Annotated in this window: 23 protein-coding genes; 5 read left to right on the top strand and 18 right to left on the bottom strand. The window is 37.4% G+C overall.

The features are described 5' to 3' along the window. The 3 genes from O8C65_02935 to O8C65_02945 form a co-directional block, all read left to right on the top strand. Positions 1 to 1,000: LamG domain-containing protein (locus O8C65_02935; GenBank protein ID MCZ7355864.1), on the top strand; the 1,000-nt coding region annotated here is incomplete at its 5' end. After that, positions 972 to 1,646: a SpaA isopeptide-forming pilin-related protein gene (locus O8C65_02940; protein ID MCZ7355865.1), complete on the top strand. Its 675-nt coding sequence runs from the start codon at positions 972 to 974 to the stop codon at positions 1,644 to 1,646. The genes O8C65_02935 and O8C65_02940, both read left to right, overlap by 29 nt. A 338-nt stretch (positions 1,647 to 1,984) precedes the next feature. Beyond that, positions 1,985 to 2,941 carry a glycosyltransferase family 4 protein gene (locus O8C65_02945; GenBank protein ID MCZ7355866.1) on the top strand — a complete coding sequence of 319 codons (957 nt, stop codon included), beginning with the start codon at positions 1,985 to 1,987 and terminating at the stop codon, positions 2,939 to 2,941. A 224-nt stretch (positions 2,942 to 3,165) separates the two neighbouring features. Here the strand turns inward: O8C65_02945 and O8C65_02950 are convergent, their stop codons facing one another. After that, complete coding sequence (locus O8C65_02950) at positions 3,166 to 3,651, bottom strand: acyltransferase (protein ID MCZ7355867.1); 486 nt, start codon at positions 3,649 to 3,651, stop codon at positions 3,166 to 3,168. Positions 3,652 to 3,727: 76 nt separating this feature from the next. Next, positions 3,728 to 3,892 (bottom strand): hypothetical protein, encoded by a 165-nt coding sequence (locus O8C65_02955; GenBank protein MCZ7355868.1) that lies wholly within the window; start codon positions 3,890 to 3,892, stop codon positions 3,728 to 3,730. A 436-nt stretch (positions 3,893 to 4,328) separates the two neighbouring features. Here O8C65_02955 and O8C65_02960 point away from each other — a divergent pair, with 436 nt between their 5' ends. Then, positions 4,329 to 5,003, top strand: a complete 675-nt coding sequence (locus O8C65_02960) for a methyltransferase domain-containing protein (GenBank protein MCZ7355869.1) — start codon at positions 4,329 to 4,331, stop codon at positions 5,001 to 5,003. 37 nt (positions 5,004 to 5,040) lie between these two features. On the opposite strand, the gene O8C65_02965 is transcribed toward O8C65_02960, so the two are convergent. The 15 genes from O8C65_02965 to O8C65_03035 form a co-directional block, all read right to left on the bottom strand. Beyond that, positions 5,041 to 6,516, bottom strand: coding sequence for a flippase (locus O8C65_02965; protein ID MCZ7355870.1), 1,476 nt, complete (start codon positions 6,514 to 6,516; stop codon positions 5,041 to 5,043). Between the two features lie 73 nt (positions 6,517 to 6,589). Then, a complete protein-coding gene (locus O8C65_02970; GenBank protein MCZ7355871.1) occupies positions 6,590 to 7,762 on the bottom strand; it encodes a glycosyltransferase family 4 protein in 1,173 nt (390 codons plus the stop codon). After that, positions 7,746 to 8,702: a hypothetical protein gene (locus O8C65_02975; GenBank protein ID MCZ7355872.1), complete on the bottom strand. Its 957-nt coding sequence runs from the start codon at positions 8,700 to 8,702 to the stop codon at positions 7,746 to 7,748. Before O8C65_02975 ends, O8C65_02970 begins: the two co-directional genes overlap by 17 nt. A gap of 1 nt (position 8,703) precedes the next feature. Continuing rightward, positions 8,704 to 9,579, bottom strand: a complete 876-nt coding sequence (locus tag O8C65_02980) for a GNAT family N-acetyltransferase (protein MCZ7355873.1) — start codon at positions 9,577 to 9,579, stop codon at positions 8,704 to 8,706. Positions 9,580 to 9,582: 3 nt separating this feature from the next. After that, entirely contained in the window at positions 9,583 to 11,373 is a 1,791-nt protein-coding gene (locus O8C65_02985) for a hypothetical protein (protein ID MCZ7355874.1), read from the bottom strand. Between the two features lie 48 nt (positions 11,374 to 11,421). After that, positions 11,422 to 12,621, bottom strand: coding sequence for a glycosyltransferase (locus O8C65_02990; protein ID MCZ7355875.1), 1,200 nt, complete (start codon positions 12,619 to 12,621; stop codon positions 11,422 to 11,424). Beyond that, positions 12,590 to 14,419, bottom strand: a complete 1,830-nt coding sequence (gene asnB / locus O8C65_02995; protein MCZ7355876.1) for an asparagine synthase (glutamine-hydrolyzing) — start codon at positions 14,417 to 14,419, stop codon at positions 12,590 to 12,592. Before asnB ends, O8C65_02990 begins: the two co-directional genes overlap by 32 nt. Before the next feature lies 1 nt (position 14,420). Further along, positions 14,421 to 15,479 carry a DUF354 domain-containing protein gene (locus O8C65_03000; protein MCZ7355877.1) on the bottom strand — a complete coding sequence of 353 codons (1,059 nt, stop codon included), beginning with the start codon at positions 15,477 to 15,479 and terminating at the stop codon, positions 14,421 to 14,423. Between the two features lie 28 nt (positions 15,480 to 15,507). Next, complete coding sequence (locus O8C65_03005; GenBank protein ID MCZ7355878.1) at positions 15,508 to 15,909, bottom strand: hypothetical protein; 402 nt, start codon at positions 15,907 to 15,909, stop codon at positions 15,508 to 15,510. A gap of 76 nt (positions 15,910 to 15,985) precedes the next feature. Continuing rightward, on the bottom strand, positions 15,986 to 16,417 hold the full coding sequence (locus tag O8C65_03010; protein MCZ7355879.1) for a HEPN domain-containing protein: 432 nt from the start codon (positions 16,415 to 16,417) through the stop codon (positions 15,986 to 15,988). After that, on the bottom strand, positions 16,410 to 16,730 hold the full coding sequence (locus O8C65_03015; GenBank protein MCZ7355880.1) for a nucleotidyltransferase domain-containing protein: 321 nt from the start codon (positions 16,728 to 16,730) through the stop codon (positions 16,410 to 16,412). The genes O8C65_03010 and O8C65_03015 overlap by 8 nt, the downstream gene beginning before the upstream one ends. 161 nt (positions 16,731 to 16,891) lie before the next feature. After that, on the bottom strand, positions 16,892 to 17,104 hold the full coding sequence (locus tag O8C65_03020; protein MCZ7355881.1) for a hypothetical protein: 213 nt from the start codon (positions 17,102 to 17,104) through the stop codon (positions 16,892 to 16,894). Positions 17,105 to 17,308: 204 nt separating this feature from the next. After that, a complete protein-coding gene (locus O8C65_03025; protein ID MCZ7355882.1) occupies positions 17,309 to 17,593 on the bottom strand; it encodes a hypothetical protein in 285 nt (94 codons plus the stop codon). Further along, on the bottom strand, positions 17,572 to 17,868 hold the full coding sequence (locus tag O8C65_03030) for a hypothetical protein (GenBank protein MCZ7355883.1): 297 nt from the start codon (positions 17,866 to 17,868) through the stop codon (positions 17,572 to 17,574). The genes O8C65_03025 and O8C65_03030 overlap by 22 nt, the downstream gene beginning before the upstream one ends. Positions 17,869 to 17,888: 20 nt before the next feature. Next, entirely contained in the window at positions 17,889 to 18,068 is a 180-nt protein-coding gene (locus O8C65_03035) for a hypothetical protein (GenBank protein ID MCZ7355884.1), read from the bottom strand. A gap of 201 nt (positions 18,069 to 18,269) precedes the next feature. Between O8C65_03035 and O8C65_03040 the strand changes: the two genes are divergently transcribed. Then, positions 18,270 to 18,797 (top strand): metal-dependent hydrolase, encoded by a 528-nt coding sequence (locus O8C65_03040; protein MCZ7355885.1) that lies wholly within the window; start codon positions 18,270 to 18,272, stop codon positions 18,795 to 18,797. A 3-nt stretch (positions 18,798 to 18,800) separates the two neighbouring features. Here the strand turns inward: O8C65_03040 and O8C65_03045 are convergent, their stop codons facing one another. Further along, positions 18,801 to 20,306: a glycosyltransferase family 2 protein gene (locus O8C65_03045; GenBank protein MCZ7355886.1), complete on the bottom strand. Its 1,506-nt coding sequence runs from the start codon at positions 20,304 to 20,306 to the stop codon at positions 18,801 to 18,803. Positions 20,307 to 20,381 lie beyond the last annotated feature (75 nt).

The following is a 20,381-nucleotide window of genomic DNA, read 5'->3' on the forward strand; positions in this document are numbered from 1 at the left end:
AGTTCCCTCCATCTTCTTTACCGATCCTACGCCGGCAAACGGTGCGACTCTCACTCAGAACTACGCATACATCAATACAACCGCTTTAAGCTCCAGAACAGCCTTCATCGACTGGAACCGCTCGTTAGTTGGCTGGTGGAGGTTCAATAACGAAAGCGGTGAAAGTCGGACGTTCTTCCGGGACTGGAGCAGCTGGGGGAACAACGGGACGTGTTCAGGGGCTTCATGTCCGAATTCAACTTCGGGAAAATTTGGAAATGGATCAAGCTTTGATGGAATTAATGATTATATAACAATGGGAAATCCATCGAATGGTGCTCTGGACTTTGGAACCGGTGATTTTTCAATAAGTTCATGGTTTTATATGTCTTCCCTGCCCAATGCATGGAAAACCATCGTCAGCAAAGGTGATTCCGGGGCTGTTGGATATGGCATGGAGATAAGTAGTGGCAACCAATTAACCTGTTCTATTCAAGCGTCTTCCGGCACAAGCCAGCATTTAGGAAGTTCTGTTCCCACTGCTGGTTCCTGGCATCAAGGAGTATGTGTTTTTAATAGAAGTGATAAGATCTATGCATATCTGGATGGCATCCAGGTTGCAAGTGGAACATATGCGGCAAATAATACCAATTCTGTAACTTCATACAAAGCGTACGCACAGGACGCAGCAGGAAATGTGAACCAGACCGAGACAAGAACATTGACATTGATCTCTGCACCAGTTCCCGGCGGTCCTTCGATAACAGGTTATGCTCCTCCATCCCCGGTCATTGATACTCCAGGAGCTACCAGACAATTCAACATCACCGTTAACCAGACAGTGAATGTTACCTGGTACATCAACGGGACCCAGGTTCAGTTCAATAATAGTGTTACTGATGCAAAGTATACCAATACCAGTGCATCCATTGGAGTATGGAATGTGAGTGAGCAATGCAAACGGCACAGCCAATCAGAAATGGGATCGGAATGTGTTAACACCGCCAGTTACAACATTTAACATTTCAGGTTTCAAGATATACGACAACAATAATAATGGGATATGGGATGCTGGCGAGCACGGAATTGCAGGCTGGAATATCACTATTAAGAATAGCACAACAGACGCAGAGATAGCCACTTCAACAACAGATGCTATCGGCTTCTATCAGCTCACGAACCTAGCTCCTGGCGACTATAATGTAACCGAAGAGACGAGAGCAGGATGGAGTCCCACCAACGCCACTTTCAAAGTGATAACTCTCAATAATGACATCATGAACCTGAACTTCACGAATCATCAAGCACCGATACAAGGTCGAGGTGCAGGAGGCGGAGGTGCACCGCCTGCAATAGTTAATTTTGCTCCTCCATCACCGGCCATTGATACTCCAGTAGCTACCAGGCAATTCAATATCACCGTTAACCAGACCGTGAATGTTACCTGGTACATCAACGGTACTCAGGTTCAGGTCAATAATAGTATCACTGATGCAAAGTACACCAATACCAGTGCATCCATTGGAATATGGAACGTGAGCGCGGGTGCAATAAATGATAATGGCAGCGATATACAAACATGGACCTGGACAGTGTCAAACATGGCCATAGTTTCGGAAATTACCTCTACCTATCCCACTCCACCAGATAAGACAACCCAGCACTAAGCTTGCATCAACCGCAGATGAACGCAGATAAACGCAGATTTGTTGATAGGGATTAAGATAAATTGAATTACATAAACTATATATTTCCACAGTTGCGGCGCTCTGCAAGAACCGGGGCAACCACCGGCCCCCGCATGTCCAAAAGCGCCCTATTTATATATCCGGCGTTATATCTAAGAGCAGAACATGAAAATCATCTCAATCGTTGGCGCCCACCCCCAGTTCATCAAGTGTGCGCCACTGTCCCGGGAGATTATAACGGAGCGTGAAGAAATCCTCATCCATACTGGCATACAGGGCAGGGACGGATAAGAGGGAAATTATAGAGGATTATATAAATGAAAATATTACACATCGGTGACGTTGCAGGTATCCCACTAATATTAGCTAAAGCACAAAGAAAATTAGGTTATAAAAGTGATGTACTGTCATATCAGAGGCATCCTTTTGATTATGGAGTTGATTATTGTTTTCCATTAAATTCAGGATTTCCTATAAATCATATAGAAAAGATGATAATATTTTCAAAATTCTTAAGTAAATATGATGTATATCATTTCCATGGGGGAACATTATTACCAAAAGGGATTGATTCAGTATTATGGAAATATCTAAAAAAAAAATTGGTTATTCACCACCACGGTTCTGATATCAGATACACTGGTGAAAAATTAATTTATTCAAAATTTGCAGATAAAATTTTTGTTTCTACGCCCGATCTTTTGGAGTGGTCTCCATGTGCTATATGGATACCAAACCCTATTTCTCTTGATAGTTTTCATTATGTGGGAGTCGAAAATAAAGTCAAATCAGAAAATATTAATATCGTCCATGCACCAAGTAATAGAGCAAAAAAAGGTACCGAATATATACTAAAAGCCATTAACAAACTGAAAAATGAAGGCTATAAAATTAATCTAATTTTAGTAGAAAACATGCCACATAATAAAGCGATTGAATACTATAAAAAGGCAGATATTGTAATAGATCAATTACTAATTGGTTGGTATGGTTTGTTTGCTGTTGAGTGCATGGCACTGGGAAAGCCGGTATGCGTATATATTCGCGATGATTTGGAATCATATATGCCCTTTAACCCGATAATCAATACCTCATCAACAAATATTGCTGAAAATCTTAGAATATTGATAGAAGATGGAAGGTTAAGAAAAGAAGTGGGAGATAAAGGTAGAAAATACGTTGAAGAGATGCATGATGCAAAAGAGGTAGCAAAGGAAGTAATCCGTTTTTATAATGTGGATGAGATAACAAGTGGATTACACTCCCCAAAGTAGCCAAATTTTTTTAATATTCATTATGCAGTCCTCAGATTATATCTTTATATGCTAAACTTAATGCCATTACCCTTCAGGGTTGGGAGCCTCATTTGCGATACTAGACCTCATGCATCAATAGTCAACACCTCTTCAAATTAGTTGTGTTATGGTATTCCTCCATATATGATGCCTTATCACAGATATTCTATGCGACTTTATTGAAAAGATTGTAACCTCAAAGTTCAATATCGATTTTTAATAAATTTAGCTGGAACGCCAGCAACGACAGAGTAAGGCGCTACATCTTTAGTTACAACAGCGTTTGCGCCAATTATTGCCCCCTCATTAATTGTAATTCCAGGCATAATAATAACATTGACACCGATCCACACGTTATCTTCAATATCAATCAGTGCAGATTTGCGTCTTGCCATTATTATATGAGCATTTTTATCGCTATAATCATGCGTTGCAGAAGCTAATGTTACATTATCTGCTATAAAAATATTATTTCCAATGTGTATCCCACCACGCCCAAAAAACCTGCAATTGTTTCCGATTCGGACGTTATTACCAATGATAATATTTTCTGGTCCGTCGAACACAAGATTTTCTCCGATTCTAACATGTATACCAACTTTTCTCATAAACAATTTATAAAACTTTGTTCTTATTTTTGTTTTGATTAATTTATACATAATATAATATTCAAAAAATATTGTTCTCATATAACACCTGTTAATTTTAATCTGATGTCTTGCTCTTCAAGCGGGGTACGTCACTTGCTATAGGTATTCTCATACGTCAATGGATGTGAGCAGCTTCATACTCTTTAAGTTCTTTTTGGCAGGTCATTGGTTCAAGCCCTAACTTATAATCATCGGATCCACCAGACCAGCCAACATAAGGGCATTCTATTTCATTAATCTTTTGGCAATATATGGACTTCTCATTTTCTTCTTTTCCCATAAAGTGAGAAAACTCAAGCCCATTACTGGGGAGTAGAGTGGGTATTTTCCTTCCGTATAACTGACATCCATCCTTACATCTTTTAATAAACCATTTTCATCTTGCTATTGATTTAGCTGGCATTTTTTCACCCTTAATATTTAAGCAATGTTTGTGGACTTCACCCCAAAAAGTGGACAGGTAGTTAAGAAACATTCTTAACAAACATCTACACAAAGGGTGCAAATATGAAAACAAGAAAAAAATACACACGAGAAATCAAAATATCGATTCTTCATGAACTTGAGAACGGAAAAAGTGCAGCACAGGCGTGAATATTCATAACATGCTCAAATACCATGGAAAATTATAAGTTAATCGAAATCCTCTATTATGGGAAGGATTCCTATTATTAAAAAATATGGCGCAATTCAAATATATTTATTCAAGGGGTTAAATGACAAAAAATGGAGATTTGCTAAAATCAAACTATTGGGATAAAAGATATTCAAGTGGTGGTGGGAGTGGAGAAGGTTCGATTGGAGAATATAGAGATTTTAAATGGGAAGTCATAACTCAATATGTACCTAAAATCGACAATGTTTTAGATATTGGATGTGGTGATTTAAGTTTCTGGGAAGGACGAGATTGTGAACATTATACTGGAGTTGATATTTCTCCCAACATTATTGAAAAAAATAGAAAAAATAAGCCGCATTGGAATTTTATGATTAGTAATTCAGAAAAAAAGTTAAATTTAAAATCTGATCTTGGTATCTGTAATGATGTGCTTTTTCATATTATGGATGATGCTATATTTGAAAAAATCCTCAATAACTTATGTGAATATTCCAAAAAATATATATTTATATTTACATGGAATAAAAATCCATTTGTTAAGTTCCAATATAGATTAAATCTTTTAAGTTCATTAAGGTTTGATTTATTTCTGAGAAATCTGTTGTTAGATAATACCTCAGATGGGAAGTACCAAAAATATAGGGATTTAAGTAATTATTATAGAATTTTTAAAGAAGCTGGTTTTGATTTAGTCAACATTCATCCTGCGCCTATTAAACCGTATATTGGGGCAATGTATGTTTTTAGGAAAAAGAATGACAAAATTAATTAATATATTAAATTATATTAAAAGATTGCAAGGCAGGTAGCTATTTGAGGTATACGAGATTCTTTAAAAAAAAGCAGCTCTCACGTATAATATCCATGAAATACATCTTATCTTCTTTTTTCAGAAAAAATGTGGCAATCATAAAAACATAAACGCACAAAATCATAATACCCAATAAATACAGGTTTATAAATTCAAATCGTATAAAAATTAAAATAGCCGAAAAACTTAGACCAGATATTTTGGCATACCATTTAAAGTCCATTTTTATTTTTATCATCTTGATAGCGATAAATAAATTTAAAAAAGATGCTAAAGATAAAGATACCGCTGTAGCTACTGCTGCCCCAGCGATACCAAACTTGGGTATGAGTAAGATGTTAAACACAACATTTGTTATTGCGGAAATGCCAACTATTTTCAAACCTATATCTGGTCGACCCACACCTGTTACAGCCCCACCTATTGATTTAGCAACTCCAAGAATCACTGTTCCTACAATTAATATTTCCAAAGGCAAAACGGCATAAATAAATCTGGATCCAAATATTATCGTTATAATCTCTTTCGCAAAAAATCCAACCCCCAATCCAATTGGTAATAAAATACAAGCAGTATATTTCATACTTTTATCAATCATAGTTTGCAACGCGACATGATTATTCGTACTCCAATACTCGGAAGTCGCAGGATATGTTATCGTTTGAATAGCTTGGGGAACCAGCCAGATAAATGTGCTGAAGGCAACTGCCACACCATAGTACCCTACATCCACCGCTGTTAAAAAATATCCTATCAGAAGTGTATCTGCCTGGTAATTTATCGTAGCCATTGCATTTGCCCCAAGTATTTGTACACCGAATAACAGTATTTCTTTAGTTGTCTGAGCATACCCCTCCAGCACAATCTCAAAATAGTGCCTACTGATTTTCATTAGATAAAAACATGACCCTATAGAGGAGAGTACAATGCCTGTTACCACACCAGCAACCCCAAACCCCTGGTAGATCAATACTAGTGAGACTATTAGCATCAAAATACTCTGGAGAATTGTTGCAATCCCATATTTCTTCATCTCCCGGAGTCCGTTCAGAAATCCAAGCAGAGTCCCACTCACCAAGGCAAAAGGAAAGACGGGAGATAAAATTATCAAAAGGCTGGACAATCCTGGCATCTTGAATATTCCTTCGAATATGCCCGACGAAATGAAAAATAGTATACTAAACCCGATACCAAGGAATAAAGAAGTAATAACGCCGGCAGATACAATCGAATTTGTTTTTCTTCTATCTCCTTTATGTTCAGCCACATATTTTATTATTGCAGCAGGAATCCCTATCGCAGCAAATAGCATCGCTATTCCATAAATCGTGAAAGCCATACGGTATAATCCGAGCTCTTCGGCGCCAAGATACCTCCCAAGAAGCACGGTTATGATAAAGCCGAGGAGCATGCTGATTACAGAGGCTATGAATGTTATGCCGACATCAAATGCGAATTTTTTGGGTTCTTTCATATTCTCACACACTTAATTACTTCATAAGGTAAAAGTGTTGGAAACATTTAGAATTAAATTTCTGATTGTTTTGTTATTTTCCATTTTTTTCACATATTATTTTTTCGTAAACATCCAACTCTTTTTTAATCCGTGTTTCCCAACTTCTTTCTTTTATTATTGTTTTTCTGGCGTTTTTTCCCAATGTTTTTCCCAGCTCAGGATTTTCATATAAAAGTTTGAGTTGTTCTGCAAAATAATCTATATCCCCGGATTTTACTAAAAGTCCATTCTCCATATGTCTGATTAGTTTGCTTGTCCCACCGCTATCAAATACCACTATTGGTTTTCCAGATGCCATAGCTTCCAGAACGGAGCGATTTAGATTGCTATAAAGGCTTGTAGCAATAACTACATCAGCAATTGATAAATATTCTGTAATCAGATCTATTGAAACCCCTCCTAGAAATTTTACGTTCTTCTCTAAAGAATATTCTTTAGCTAACTTGACTAATTCGTCCTTTAAAGTACCTTCACCTGCAAGAAGAAGACAACTATTGGTTTTGGTTTTATTCAAAAAAATTCCAAATGATTTTATAGCTAAATCAATATTTTTCACAGGAATTAAAGAGCTTGTTGATAATATTATAAAATCAGATTCCGTTAATTTGGATTTTTCGATTAACTCTTTATTTTTTGGTTTTGCTTTAAAAAAATTGGTATCTATTCCATGATAGACAACAGTAACTCGATTTTTCCATATTTTTTTGAATTTTTCTGGGGCTATTGAGCCATCATCCAAAATAAAAGCATGATCAGGCTTGAATAATTTTGCCAATATAGCCTCTTGAAAACCAGAAAGTCTTGAATATGCATCATCTGCACCGTGCATCATAGCTACAACTGGAACCCCCCTTATTTTCTTAAACATAATACATACTGCTGCTGCTTCCATATAATGCACTTGAATCAAGTCAAATTTCTTGGTTTTTCTTAAATATAAAAAAACTTTAAAAAGATAAATCAACTGATTTAAAGGGGTTACAGGAATATGGAATATCCCTTTTATTGGTTTAAATTTAATTCTTATTATTGGAACTTCAAACCTATTATCAAATTCTTTACATTTGCATTCTTCGCCAAAATCAGGTGCAATTATTCGTTGGTCAACATTTTTGTTAATATTTTTTGATAGTTCAATGATATGAGTTACAGAACCTCCTTTGATTGGATAAAACTCATATACAATCCTAAGCAACTGTATCATACCGTTCTCCTAACTCTTGAGGAGTTATAAATAAAACTTCTAATTTCTTTTTCCTTGCAATTTCTACAATGTTGTTTAGATTTCTCTTAAAGTTATTTAACGAAAATAGCCCCTTCTCGTCTTTAATGTCTGAGGGATGAAAATATGTAGACAAGAAGGCTTCTTCTTCATTACGATTAACGACAATTTTAATTGCATTTTTAAAAAATAATGGATGTTTTGCGATATTTGCTGCTATAATTCCTTTTCTCGTTAGAACACGTAAATAGAATGGTATAGGATAAGTTGTTATTGGAATTTCCACAATTTTATGATTATTAGAGGGGTCACTGTCCTCGATTTTATAATCATGTTTTGATGGAAAATAAGGATATCTTGATGTGTTTTTCCAATCATATATATTATCAATAGTGCCATTGTTTTTAATCCCCGGAATAGCGGAGAGATCATTCAAGATACCAAGAGAGTTTAATATGTTCATTGTGTAATTATTATGAAAATCCCAACCCATTCTTGTACTTTTGACTCTGAAAATTTTAGAAATTTCTTTGTAGCCTTTCTCAAGGCAATGGGATATCCAATTTTTATCTTTTATTTCTTGATACCATATATTTTTTATTTCATTTAATTTCCATAGATGAGGATGCCAACCTATTTCATCTCCAGATTTTTCAAATTCATTCCACAATGATACATATTCTCTTACAGGATAGCACCAATCTCCCCATATTATATTTATTTGATGATCGGATCTAAGATACCATATAATTTTTGGAGGTTTTTTCTGTTCGTCTTCAAATGTTTTTATCTCTTCTTTTAATCTGATAACAGATTGAATAACATCATCCCAAGCACTTTCTTTATTAAAAATAGCTCTTTGATTGACTTCAATTAAGGGATCCGTGTCGCATCCAATTGTAACAAATAATTTTTTTATCATTCTATTGCTTATAAAGTTTTAGAGCCGTTTCCACTATTTTAGACTTAATAAATCCAATCGGAATTCTGTATATATAATATTGCCTATATTCTCCACCGAAACCTTTTTTGAACTTTGTTGGTCCATGTTCTTTAGTTATAACAGCGCCACCCATATCATAGTAAGGATATCCCTGTTTTTTCGCCCATTTTATTATTTCCCAGTGCAATAGGTTGTTAGGGCGATCTTTAATATAACTCAAGTCGGTAGCTCCTAACCAATATAAAGGTACTTTATCAATTAATAAAAAAGCCCCGGCGACTACTTTATCATCAACTTTTGCTACAAATAGACGAGATATGTCTGGATATTTGAATGTTTCGTACACCAAACTACGTGGCTGTGCACTAAATTTTTTAATACCTGCTGTACTCTCATATACTTTCCACCAGTCCTTAAAATCATTTTCATTTTTTGCATATTCAATGGTAACACCCTTTTTCTCGGCCTGTCTAACATAATTCCTTGTTGTTTTGTTTAGATGTGTCCAGAGATAATCTTCAGGACTGTCAAGATTTTTAATAAATGTTCCATCGGATTTTACTATAGATTTTTCAATTGCACTGTCTTTATATGGAGTCAATATTTCTAAAATAGCAGCATTCCTTTCTTTACATATAGTTTGAGCTTTCTGGATAGTAACTAGAATATTTTCTAAATCAGGAGAATGCATTTTCATAAATGTATATCCAAAAATCGGAAGCATATGAAAATAAACAATTGTGTTGTCAATTTTAAGAATTTCAAAGTTTTTGTGTTTACAATATATTTTCATAAATTTCTCATTTTGCATTATTTTATAGCCATTCCACTCTGTTGTGTTTCCGTTCTTATTCATGTTTCACACTGCTCTGACATACCAAACATTCAACTCCCCATTATTATATAATTTATCAACTGTTTTATCCATCTCTAATTTTTCAAAATCTTCCTTATGAAACCTTCCAACTACTTTCCATACGGTGTCATAAATTGTCTTATCAAACTCTGTAATCACAGCGTATTTATCTTCAGTGTACGATTCACCTATATATTTATTTAAGTAATAATTAAAATGATCAGGAATCTGTAGAGAAAAGTGTTTAATATCTGTTCTTTTATTTACTTCATTACTTCCTATTATTGCATCTGCAAATCGATACGTTGGACTCATAATCACCGTATCTGATATCTTTCGATCCTTATTATCTACAAACCATTTCACTCCATACATATCCATCTGCGTAACTTGAACATTGGGTTGCAAAATATACGGAGAAGGAAATAAACTAAGTATGCTGATTATTGATGCCATCATAATTATAACTATACAAACTATGGCTGAGATATAATTTTTTTTGTTTATAAAATGTTTAAGGGTAAACCCGGCTGATATCGGCGTAAAAATCACGAGATATGCTAGTAATCTTTGCGAACCGATATTTCCAAGTCCTGGAATGATATTAAATAGATATGCCACATACATCATTCCTACAACGAAAGTTATGCCAATAAAAACCAATAAGTTGTTATTGCGTTTTCTTTCTTCATGGTTTTTAAATAAGATTATGGCAGCAATAATTGATAGAACCAAAAATATAATGTCATCTCCCATAATTTTAAGAATAAGATTTACAAAATCAAGACCATGAACGTTTATTTTATTCAATCTTTCTCCCATCTGAGCAATTACGTCTTGACCGTACCCTGTTGTAAGTGCATTATATAAAAGATGAATATTAATCTTAAATCCTTGAAATGATAATATCCAGGGAAGAAGAATTGTGAGAACAATGAATGTGGAAGTTATCGGAAAAAGATATGGAATGTTATGCCAAAAAACATTTTTATTTCCAATAATATGAATTAAACAACTTATAACTCCAATTGTTAATATCATTATAATGAGCATCAATGAAGATAGTGGGTGGAAAAAGGGGAATAATACCAATGTAACGACTAACAAGAGTTTATGTTCTAAGGGAAATCTATTTAATAAAGATTTAAAGAATAAGAAAAAAACGAGTGGAAGATAAAGTATAGACCACCCGTTTGGCATAAGATAGACATCATAACCATTAAATAAAACTCCACCGATTGCTGCCACAGATAAGAGCTGTGCCTCCCTCGATGACAATGCGGTAGTAGCAAGTAGGTATATAGAAACTACATAAAAAATGGAGAGTAACGCAGTACTGTGATTTACTATTAACTCAATTGGCGCACCAGAACTAGATATAAGCATAGTTAATAAAATATGGGTAATAGGATAGAAATTATCGCTTGGAATATGACCCGTAAATAGAATATCCTTTACAAATCCTATATGTGAGATATTGTCACCGTTCCAAGTGTAATAACCCCTTATGAATGGAATGTAAAGTAAGGTCACTCTGCTTAAAATAAGTATCAAAAATCCCAATTGCCAGAAGTTACCGTATTTATATTCTTTCGTATAAACTTGATGAACTATTATAGCCACTCCACCAGCAATGCTAATTATTAAGAGAACCCATACTGAAATTGGGGTGGATTCATAAATTGATAGTTCAAAATCTTTGCTTGGATTAGTGTAGGCTATTAGGGTTGATAATGATATGAACACAAAGCAAAGTATCGCCACAATTTTTAGTTTACAGTCGATTCGTGCCATTCCAAACTTCCATTAAACGGCGAATTTCATTATTTCATTCATGGTGGATTAAATCACATGTTGATAAATAATCAATATTTCCTTCGTTATGTTCTCCCATGTAAACCGGCCCGCATAAGCTCTTATTTTTTCGCAATCCCAATCCTTATCTAAAGCTATTAAAATCTTTTCCGCTAAATCTTTTGAGTTTGCAGGCTCTGCTAACAGCCCATAGTCTTCTGAAATTATTATTTCTGGCACACCACCAACTTTTGTTCCCACGAATGGTTTTCCGCACCCTAGGCATTCGAACATAACTGTAGGATTGCCCTCGTTTAAACTCGGCAAAACGAAAATATCGCAGGCATTCATCCAGATTGGAATTTCGTTATGTGGTCGTCCTCCGGCGAGAATAATATAATTCTCCAATTCTGCTTTTTTAATTTGTTTTTGTAATTTATTTTTTAATTCTCCACTGCCTATAAGAATGCATAGAATATCTTTTCTATGCTTTACAATTTCTCTAATTGCCTCTATTAAATATTTTCCACCTTTTACTTCGTCGTATACACATCCAACGCTCAATAATATCATTCGGTCGAGTGGGAGATTTAGTTTTTTTCTGCATTCCTTTGAATCTTGTGGGTAAAACAGATCGCTTCGGAAACCATTTGGTATAACATGGACTGGTGTTTTCGCATTTAATTCTCTAATGCACTTCAGATTACTATTACTTACCGTTATAATACAATCTGCAGAATCAAGAACGTATCTGATTTTTTCTTTCCATTCATTGTCTCTAAAAGGTAAATCATAAATATCATAGCCATGAGCAGTAACTACAAATGGTACATTATATTTCTCCTTAAGTTTTGCTCCAACATATCCTGCAGACCATAAAAAGTGAGAATGAATTAAATCGAATCTTATGTTATCCCTCTCTATTTTTCTCTCTACTATTTTAAAATGCTTCTCTCCAAGATTTTTATATCCTGAATCAGTAGGTACATAAAATATTGGTGTAACTATTACATTAACATTAGAAGGCTTGTCTGATAGATCAATTATCGAAGCCTTTTTAAATGGCCTCAAGCTATGTATAGGTAAGATATTCGAGATCTCCGAAATTGGATTATATCTGGACAAAATAGTTACGTTATCAAAATGATCCGATACTTGTTCTATTTGATCCTTAACAAATGTACTATAACTATGGGAAACAAATAGTAGACTTTTATTAACTTTTGACTCTACTGATTTTTTGCTCATTGAAAAACTCCCTCAACCAAATCTCCAAATTTATCCACTTCCAAATTGTATCTCCTGCGTTCTTTTTATTTTGAATATGACTAATAAATATTTTTTCAACATCATTCCATTTCCAATAAGGTCTGTTCTTAAAACTTTCAGAATAAATAATTTCGTTACAAAATTCTACAATCTTTTCATTCCTGAAAAGATCATCTACCGGGGCTTCAAATCCGATTTTATCCGTTCTATTTCTTATCATATCTGGAATATGATGATCTATAGCCCTTTTAAAAACCACTTTTGTTTCTCCATTGCGTAATTTTTGTTCTGAAGGCAGAGAGTCTGCTGATTCTACAAGCCCAACATCCAGAAATGGAACTCTACTTTCGATGCTCCACCTCATAGAGTTTTTGTCTTCCCATCGCAAAAGATGTGGGATCGCTGTAGAAAAAAGTGTTAATCTAAGGCTATCATTAAGGTTCATGGCTTTCCAGCGTGGGTCTTTATCGACACATACTTTTTCGAGCAGTTCATGGTTTATCCATTTTTTGTCAAATGTTTTCCAGAAGATATATTTCAACGATCCGGGCAGGAACAAAAATGCAAGCATTGAGTGTGGATAAACATTTTTAAAATTTTTTATATATAGCACCATTTCTTTAATCAACGTATGCCATTTATATTTTTTAAATAATTCATAAAAATAATAACTAAAATAATATACATATCCTGCAAATATTTCATCTCCACCCTGTCCATCAAGGAGCACTTTTGCACCTTGCTCATGGGCAAGTTTCATTACGCGATATTGGGCATAAGGACTTAATCCTGTTACTGGCTCTTCTTGCGCAATAATAAAGTCGTCCACTTCCTTTAGAAAATCATCAACGTTTATCGTAGTGAAAAATTGTTGCGTATTTGTATTTCTTCCAACCTCCTTGATATATTTACTCTCATCCTTCGAGCTTCCCGGTGCAACAAGAGAGAATGTAAAAAATTTATTTTTTAAAATAGTATCCAGAGTGCATACTATTGCAGAGGAATCAATTCCACCGCTCAAACAACTGCCTATAGGAACATCGGATATTGTTCTTAACCTGACACTTTCTATAAATTTATCTCGAATGACTCCATCATTTTTCACGTTTCTAAATTTTAAATGATACCATTGCTGGATATGATGATGATTGGTTTTAAGATCGTATGTCAGTGTACTGCCTTGTGGCAGCGAGTAGATATTTTCGAAAAATGTATATTGTTTATGATCTTCAAGGTTGAACGCCAGATACTCCATTATCGCTCTCTCATTTGGAGCGGTTATAATGTCATGACATAAGATTCCAGTGATCATAGAGGAAAAAATAAATTTATTGTTTTCTATATAATAATAAAGAGGCTTGATAGAAAATTGATCCCTGCTTAAAACCAAAATATCTTTGTTTTTATCATATATGCAAAAAGCCCACATGCCATTAAATTGATTTACACAGTTTAAACCGTACTCCTCATAAGCGTGAATTATTACTTCAGTGTCTGTGTTGCTTTTAAAAACATGCCCTTTTTTCAACAGGTCAGATCTTAACTCTTGAAAATTATAAACCTCTCCATTATAGGTTATCCATATCGTTTCATCTTCATTAGACATCGGTTGATGGCCTTTTTCGGATAAGTCAATTATCGAAAGTCGGACATGACCTAATGAGGTCTTCTCATCGACATAAATCCCTTTGTCATCTGGACCTCTATGTTTGGTTACTCCGTTCATATCTTCAATTAGAGCTGTATCTTTCCAATTGAATCCATTGATGCCACACATGCTAACCTAATATCTCATCTTTTATTTTTTCAAGACTCATGGGAAAATCTTCTAAAAACCGAACCATAAATCCAGTCACATTTATTTTGTCTTTTAATAACGTCTCTCGTTTCTCGTTCCATTCCCTTTTTATCTCTGGCTTCTGTATAAGTTCGACCGCCTTTTTTATTGCTATATCGGAATCATTATAATTAAACATTAGCCCATATTTTTGTTCAAGTTCGATGAAATTACCCATTGTCCCTGCAAGAGATGAAACATAAATTGCAGGAGTGCCCAATATTGCACTTTCAGTAGCCATCGTTGCCCCCTCTCCCATATACAAAGTGGCATAATACAATAAATCATGTATTTTCTCAGGAGGAACTTTAATCTTATAATTTTCTAACTCATTATCCAGCCGCCCCTCAGAGGTGATATACACTCGACCATATTTCTCCAGTTCCTTAACCAATCTTATTTTATTTTGTATGCCATGCTGCCCGACGTCATGGCTCGCGCCCCAGGTAACAAATCGCAAAATGATAAATATATCCTCTTTGCTCAGTCCAAGCTCATCAAGAACAGCAGGGTCTGGTTTAAAATAATCCGGGTGCAAATAAGCGAGTTCATGATAGCCATTGTATCGAACTTGTTTTTTACCCAGGCTCTTTTTGAAACAGGATGGTGTAATGATGACATCTGTAAACGGATATGTGATCGCCTCGGCGAAAGTTGCATGCTCCGTGTCATTAAAGATAATCGCTTTTTTGCCGAGCAATTTGGAAACATGGGCTGCGCATGGATTAAGTATTCCTGTTAAGATATCTGGTTTAAATTCTTTTGCAAGAATTAGTAGTTTATAATCTCGAATTAGCCATTCCTTCATTAGTCCAATCTTTCCCCTCCCCATAGTGGTCAGAACTATATGTGGAATATTATATGCTTTAAGCAAGTCAATAGCTACATCCTTATCCCGTGCTGTGACCATTACCTCATGCCCATGCTTTTCGAGAGCCCAGATAGTGTTCTTGAAAAAATGAACATGTGCCGGATGCCCGATATCTATTAGTATTCTCAATTAGGTGCTCCTTTCAATTATTCGATCACTAATTAAAAACCATCTCCTCATGAATACAAATCGTCCTGACATCGCATACCTTCCTGAACTCCTTCAACTCCCTCCCGAACATCTCTATCGCTTTCCCATGATCCCCATTCGCCTTCCCCAATACCTCGTAATGGTACCCCACCTCATGCCCCATACCCTCTATCTCGCGCATGATCTCAGGACGGAAAACATTCATCCTGAAATAATACGTCGCCCTTATCCCCAGCTCCTGCTCCACCCTCGCAGTGTTCAGCGCGCTCATGGGTTTGCGGTCGATGTCGTGGCGCATCATGGCAAAGCGCGGGGGCAGCTTCCCTGCCTGGAAATATTCCGCCAGCGTGGGCTGCGCCACTGCGGAGCAGAGGGAGCGGAATTTGGAGAGGGTAAAATCGAGGGGCATAAGGTAGCTCTGGTTCAGATCTCTTTGCTTTTCCTAAACATTTTTTAAGCTCCTTATCTGGATATTTCAACGATTGTTATGATCTTTTTTGTTCTAAAAGCGCTTTTTTTACGTCGTCAGGCATTTTGTTAAGGACAAAATCAAACACTTCAACAGCTAATCTTAATGCTTCATCCGCATCTTGTGGATCTGGCTGAATTACATCTCCAGGGTACCTAAAAGCGATGGCATAAGGTGTCAAAATGGAAGAAATATCCATGATTTGTTCAAATTCAATATCTAATTCCTTGCACTGTTCGACCAGGAATGAAAGATCATGGATCTTTTGGAAAGGTGTATCCTTTAAGGTCAGATATGCCTTCAAAGATTTCTCGGCAGCCTGCTGGCAATGGTATACAGCGGTATCAAGGTAGGGAATATCACCACTTAGGAGACGACGAGCCGAACCAATATCATGTTCAGCTTTTATAAGCCATTGAACTACTTCATTGATCCTTGGATCATCCATATAATACTTTACCTTTGGATAGAATATTATTTACAAGTGATGTTCTTACCAATTTATTCTTTTCAACCTCATCATGAGTCTGCACAATAATGTCGATAGGATATTTTATACCCTGCAATACTTCATAAATAACTCTTGCTCGCCGATAAGATGGTTGATCTGAATGGGGAAGGATAACAAATAGGTCTATATCGCTTGATTCTTCAGGTTTACCCCACACATGTGAACCAAAAAGAATAATCTTTTCAGGATGGACTTTTTCAATAATCCTCTTTTTAATCTCATCTAATAATTCATTATTAAATTGTCTCATTATTGTTTATTCTCTTCAGTTTGTTTATTTCTGGTTATCTTGCTATGAATTACTTCTATATAAAACAAGGATATATAAGTTATGATTCAGACCACTATAAATCTTTAGTATAAGGTATCGAATTAGTGAGCATCGTAGACCTCATGCCGTCTTGGGATATTTCAATCCCCATTCGCCTTCCCCAGCACCTCGTAATGATACCCGACCTCATGGCCCACACTTTCTATCTCGCGCATGATCTCAGGACGGAAAACATTCATCCTGAAATAATACGTCGCTTTTATCCCCAGCTCCCGCTCCACCCTCGCCGTGTTCAGCGCGCTCATGGGTTTGCGGTCGATGTCCTGGCGCATCATCGCAAAGCGCGGGGGCAACTTCTCTGCCTGGAAGTACGCTGCCAGCGTCAGGGTGCTGCGCCACAGCGGAGCAGAGGGAGCGGAATTTATGGAGGGTGAAGTCGAGGGGCATTAGTCTTTTTCCTCTTTTACAAGGTTTTTTGGATATTCATTTATTCTTCTAATTCTAACATCTTTTTTATTAAATTCATAAATTCACGAATACCTGAAGCTGGTCGTCATTTATTCTGCTCTCTTCTGCATTGTTTTGTGAACCATTATGGAAATGTTTGGGGTAGGTAGAAACTCCTTTCCAGCGTGGGTCAGGGGACGATACATCTTCCCGTTGATTTGCCTTCTTTCCCAGTGATACGAGAAACGTCCGGGTATCTTTGTTGAGAACCAGATATCAGCGATAGAGCCGTCTTTCAAAAATACCCTTAGCTTATCATGATAAATATTCGAATCTATTGTAATATCACTGTACTCGGTATCAACAATTCTTTTCAGTTTAAGGATTTCTGCCACCTAATTTTCTCCATTGCCTTTAACAGGTCATCTCTTCGGGATTCGAGATAATCAAGTTCCATAAAGTCTTCCATCATATCTTCTTCTTTGATCTCCCCCGTTTTTAACTTTTCATCCAGTTCAAAAATTGATTTTATCCCATGCTTTGAACCGATCTTGTATATTTCCGCCTCTATATTTCTCAATTCCTTTTCCAGAAAGGTTCTAATGCTTTCGATTTCCAATTTTTCCTTGCTTATGTTGAGAACGTGCGCAACATCTTCAATTATTTGCATATTTCCTCACATTTCTTTTATTATACCTGAGATAAACACACATGGATTAAATTATGCATGGATATTATTAATATCTTATTCTGAATTTCTGCTCCACCCTCGCCGTGTTCAGCGCGTTTCAGGTTGCGGTCGAAGTCGTGGCGCATCATGGCAAAGCGCGGAGGCAGCTTCTCTGCCTTGAAGTACTCTGCCAGCGTCATGGTGGGGCGCCACTGTGGAGCAGAGGGAGCGGAAACTTGAAAGCGTAAAGTTCCATTATACCATGCAATCTATAACCACCCTTTTCCAAGAGCGATGAAGTCCAATATGCGCGGTATCAATAAAATTATTCACTCCTGATGAACCTGTTGCAGCATATGGTCTTGAAAGCATTTTTCTGGTCATAACTCCTGATTGGTATCATGTTCCTCTTCGGGCACCTGGGCGTCACACTTGCGCTTTTTTTCATCCTCGGATATCTTGTTCCCGGATTCAGGAACCATATCAATTACTGGTACGTGGCTCTGGGCGCGGTACTGCCGGATATTATTGATAAACTGGTCGGAAGAGTTCTTTTCCCGTATTCTCTTGCCAGCGGGCATCTCATTGCCCATACTCTCGCATTCGTTCTTATCCTCGCAGTTGCAGGATTAATAAGATTCAGGGATCACGGGGATGCTCGCATCCTTCTCATTTCGGGCGCTTCCCTCCTCCACCTGCTGGAAGACCGCCTCTGGACACAGCCTGCGCTTCTTCTCTGGCCCCTCTTCGGATGGGGCTTACCGCATGGTACTCCCCCGGATAACTGGATCGATTATTTCACGATCATGTTCAGGAGATCTATACATCCTGAATTCTCTTTTGATTTCGTCGCGGAGGCCGTCGGGTTCGCTGTGATAGCGATCTGTGTACTGGCATGCCTCATTTCCCGGAGAAAAGCAAGAAAATAGCGTTTAAACCGTTCCGCTCCTGCTCTTATCAGCCTGCATGTCAAAGAGCATTGCGAACAGAAGGAATTGCAACCCCATGAGATCAATAAATACCGCAAGCAGCGGGAGGTTCTGGGAGACCGGATTCTGATACAGCTTCTGAACCAATATCCACAGGCTGAGCAGCATTCCTGCAGGCAGAAGTACCATGCTTGCCACATAGAAGAACACAAGCGGATGGAAATCCAGCACTATGTACTTGGTCTTGAGGCGCCACAGGAACCCCCTGAAGAGCATCGGGGCAACCTTCAGGATGTATCTGCTGTATTTTATCTTGGATCTCTCCCTCCCGTATCGCGCTGGCATCACCACGTCTTCTACCCTCATCCCGAATGTATTGAGCTTTACAAGCAGATCGTTGCAGTACCCGTAATAGGGATAGATGGAATCCAGGTTCAGTATCTCAAGCGTCCGCCTGGATATTGCCGTATAGCCGTTCTGGGGGTCCATCACATGCCAGTATCCTGTCGCTATCTTCGTGATCATCGTAAGCATCGCATTCCCGAAGAACCTCCATTTGCTCATTCCATGGCGGAACTCCTTGCTTATCAGCCGGTTCCCCTTGGTATAATCGGCCCTTTCCTCTATAATGGGCATGAGCAGGCGGGGAAGCTGCTCGGGGTCCATCTGGTCATCCCCTGCCATGACTGCCACGATGTCCATATCATCCTCAAGGGCCAGTTTATAACCCGAGACAATGGCCGCGCCGACACCGCGGTTCTTATCGTGGCGGACAAATACGATCCTGGGGTCGGAGGCGCCCCCTACGATCTCAGGTGTCCTGTCGGTACTGCAGTCGTCGATCACGTAGATCCTTTTGACGTATTCCGGGATGCCCCGGAGTGTATCTTCTATCAGCAGTTCTTCATTGAATGCCGGGACCACGACCCCAATATTATAACCTTTGAGCTGGCTGAAATTGGGTTCTTTTCCGGAATATAAGTATTTTATCTTCATCTGGCTCCTTTCAGCCTGGGATAATATGTTCTTAATAGACGATCCATTTAAGATAGTTAGATCGATCTTGCTTAATGATTTCGCTGAGAGGGCAAGAAATTCTTCTTTTTTATTGTAAGGTTTATTTCTATTCAGGAAAAAAAGATTTTCATTACCTGAAGATTTATTGCGGGGTATTGAACTGATCACTATATCATAACACTCATTTTTTATGGCATTGGCCATCTCCGGTATCCTTTCAGGCCTGCCTTCCGCGTCCATGGTGACTATGATATCCGCCCCGTTCACAGCCCCGAACCCCGTCCTCAGCGCCCATCCCTTTCCCAGGTTCTTTGGATGCCTGATGACCTCTGCTCCTGCAAGCCTTGCCACCTCTGCAGTATTATCCGTGCTGCCGTCGTCGACGACTATTACCCTGTCGGCATGCTGTCTTGAGCGCAGCACCATGCTGCCGATAGAGACCTCCTCGTTAAAGGCAGGGAGAATCGCGGTAATCTTTGGTACATTTTTCACAAGGTTATCCCTCTTAATATTTATTTATCCAAAAGTATTTAGGGTTATCTCTAGATGTGATTTTGGACATTTACC

This window comes from Candidatus Methanoperedens sp., from assembly GCA_027460535.1.
Lineage (GTDB): Archaea > Halobacteriota > Methanosarcinia > Methanosarcinales > Methanoperedenaceae > Methanoperedens.

Coding starts and splice junctions, on each gene's coding strand:
- O8C65_02945 (MCZ7355866.1), top strand. CDS start 1,985: ATGAAAATATTACACATCGGTGACGTTGCAGGTATCCCACTAATATTA.
- O8C65_02950 (MCZ7355867.1), bottom strand. CDS start 3,651: ATGAGAACAATATTTTTTGAATATTATATTATGTATAAATTAATCAAA.
- O8C65_02955 (MCZ7355868.1), bottom strand. CDS start 3,892: ATGGGAAAAGAAGAAAATGAGAAGTCCATATATTGCCAAAAGATTAAT.
- O8C65_02960 (MCZ7355869.1), top strand. CDS start 4,329: ATGACAAAAAATGGAGATTTGCTAAAATCAAACTATTGGGATAAAAGA.
- O8C65_02965 (MCZ7355870.1), bottom strand. CDS start 6,516: ATGAAAGAACCCAAAAAATTCGCATTTGATGTCGGCATAACATTCATA.
- O8C65_02970 (MCZ7355871.1), bottom strand. CDS start 7,762: ATGATACAGTTGCTTAGGATTGTATATGAGTTTTATCCAATCAAAGGA.
- O8C65_02975 (MCZ7355872.1), bottom strand. CDS start 8,702: ATGATAAAAAAATTATTTGTTACAATTGGATGCGACACGGATCCCTTA.
- O8C65_02980 (MCZ7355873.1), bottom strand. CDS start 9,579: ATGAATAAGAACGGAAACACAACAGAGTGGAATGGCTATAAAATAATG.
- O8C65_02985 (MCZ7355874.1), bottom strand. CDS start 11,373: ATGGCACGAATCGACTGTAAACTAAAAATTGTGGCGATACTTTGCTTT.
- O8C65_02990 (MCZ7355875.1), bottom strand. CDS start 12,621: ATGAGCAAAAAATCAGTAGAGTCAAAAGTTAATAAAAGTCTACTATTT.
- asnB (MCZ7355876.1), bottom strand. CDS start 14,419: ATGTGTGGCATCAATGGATTCAATTGGAAAGATACAGCTCTAATTGAA.
- O8C65_03005 (MCZ7355878.1), bottom strand. CDS start 15,909: ATGCCCCTCGATTTTACCCTCTCCAAATTCCGCTCCCTCTGCTCCGCA.
- O8C65_03010 (MCZ7355879.1), bottom strand. CDS start 16,417: ATGGATGATCCAAGGATCAATGAAGTAGTTCAATGGCTTATAAAAGCT.
- O8C65_03015 (MCZ7355880.1), bottom strand. CDS start 16,730: ATGAGACAATTTAATAATGAATTATTAGATGAGATTAAAAAGAGGATT.
- O8C65_03030 (MCZ7355883.1), bottom strand. CDS start 17,868: ATGCAAATAATTGAAGATGTTGCGCACGTTCTCAACATAAGCAAGGAA.
- O8C65_03035 (MCZ7355884.1), bottom strand. CDS start 18,068: ATGACGCTGGCAGAGTACTTCAAGGCAGAGAAGCTGCCTCCGCGCTTT.
- O8C65_03040 (MCZ7355885.1), top strand. CDS start 18,270: ATGTTCCTCTTCGGGCACCTGGGCGTCACACTTGCGCTTTTTTTCATC.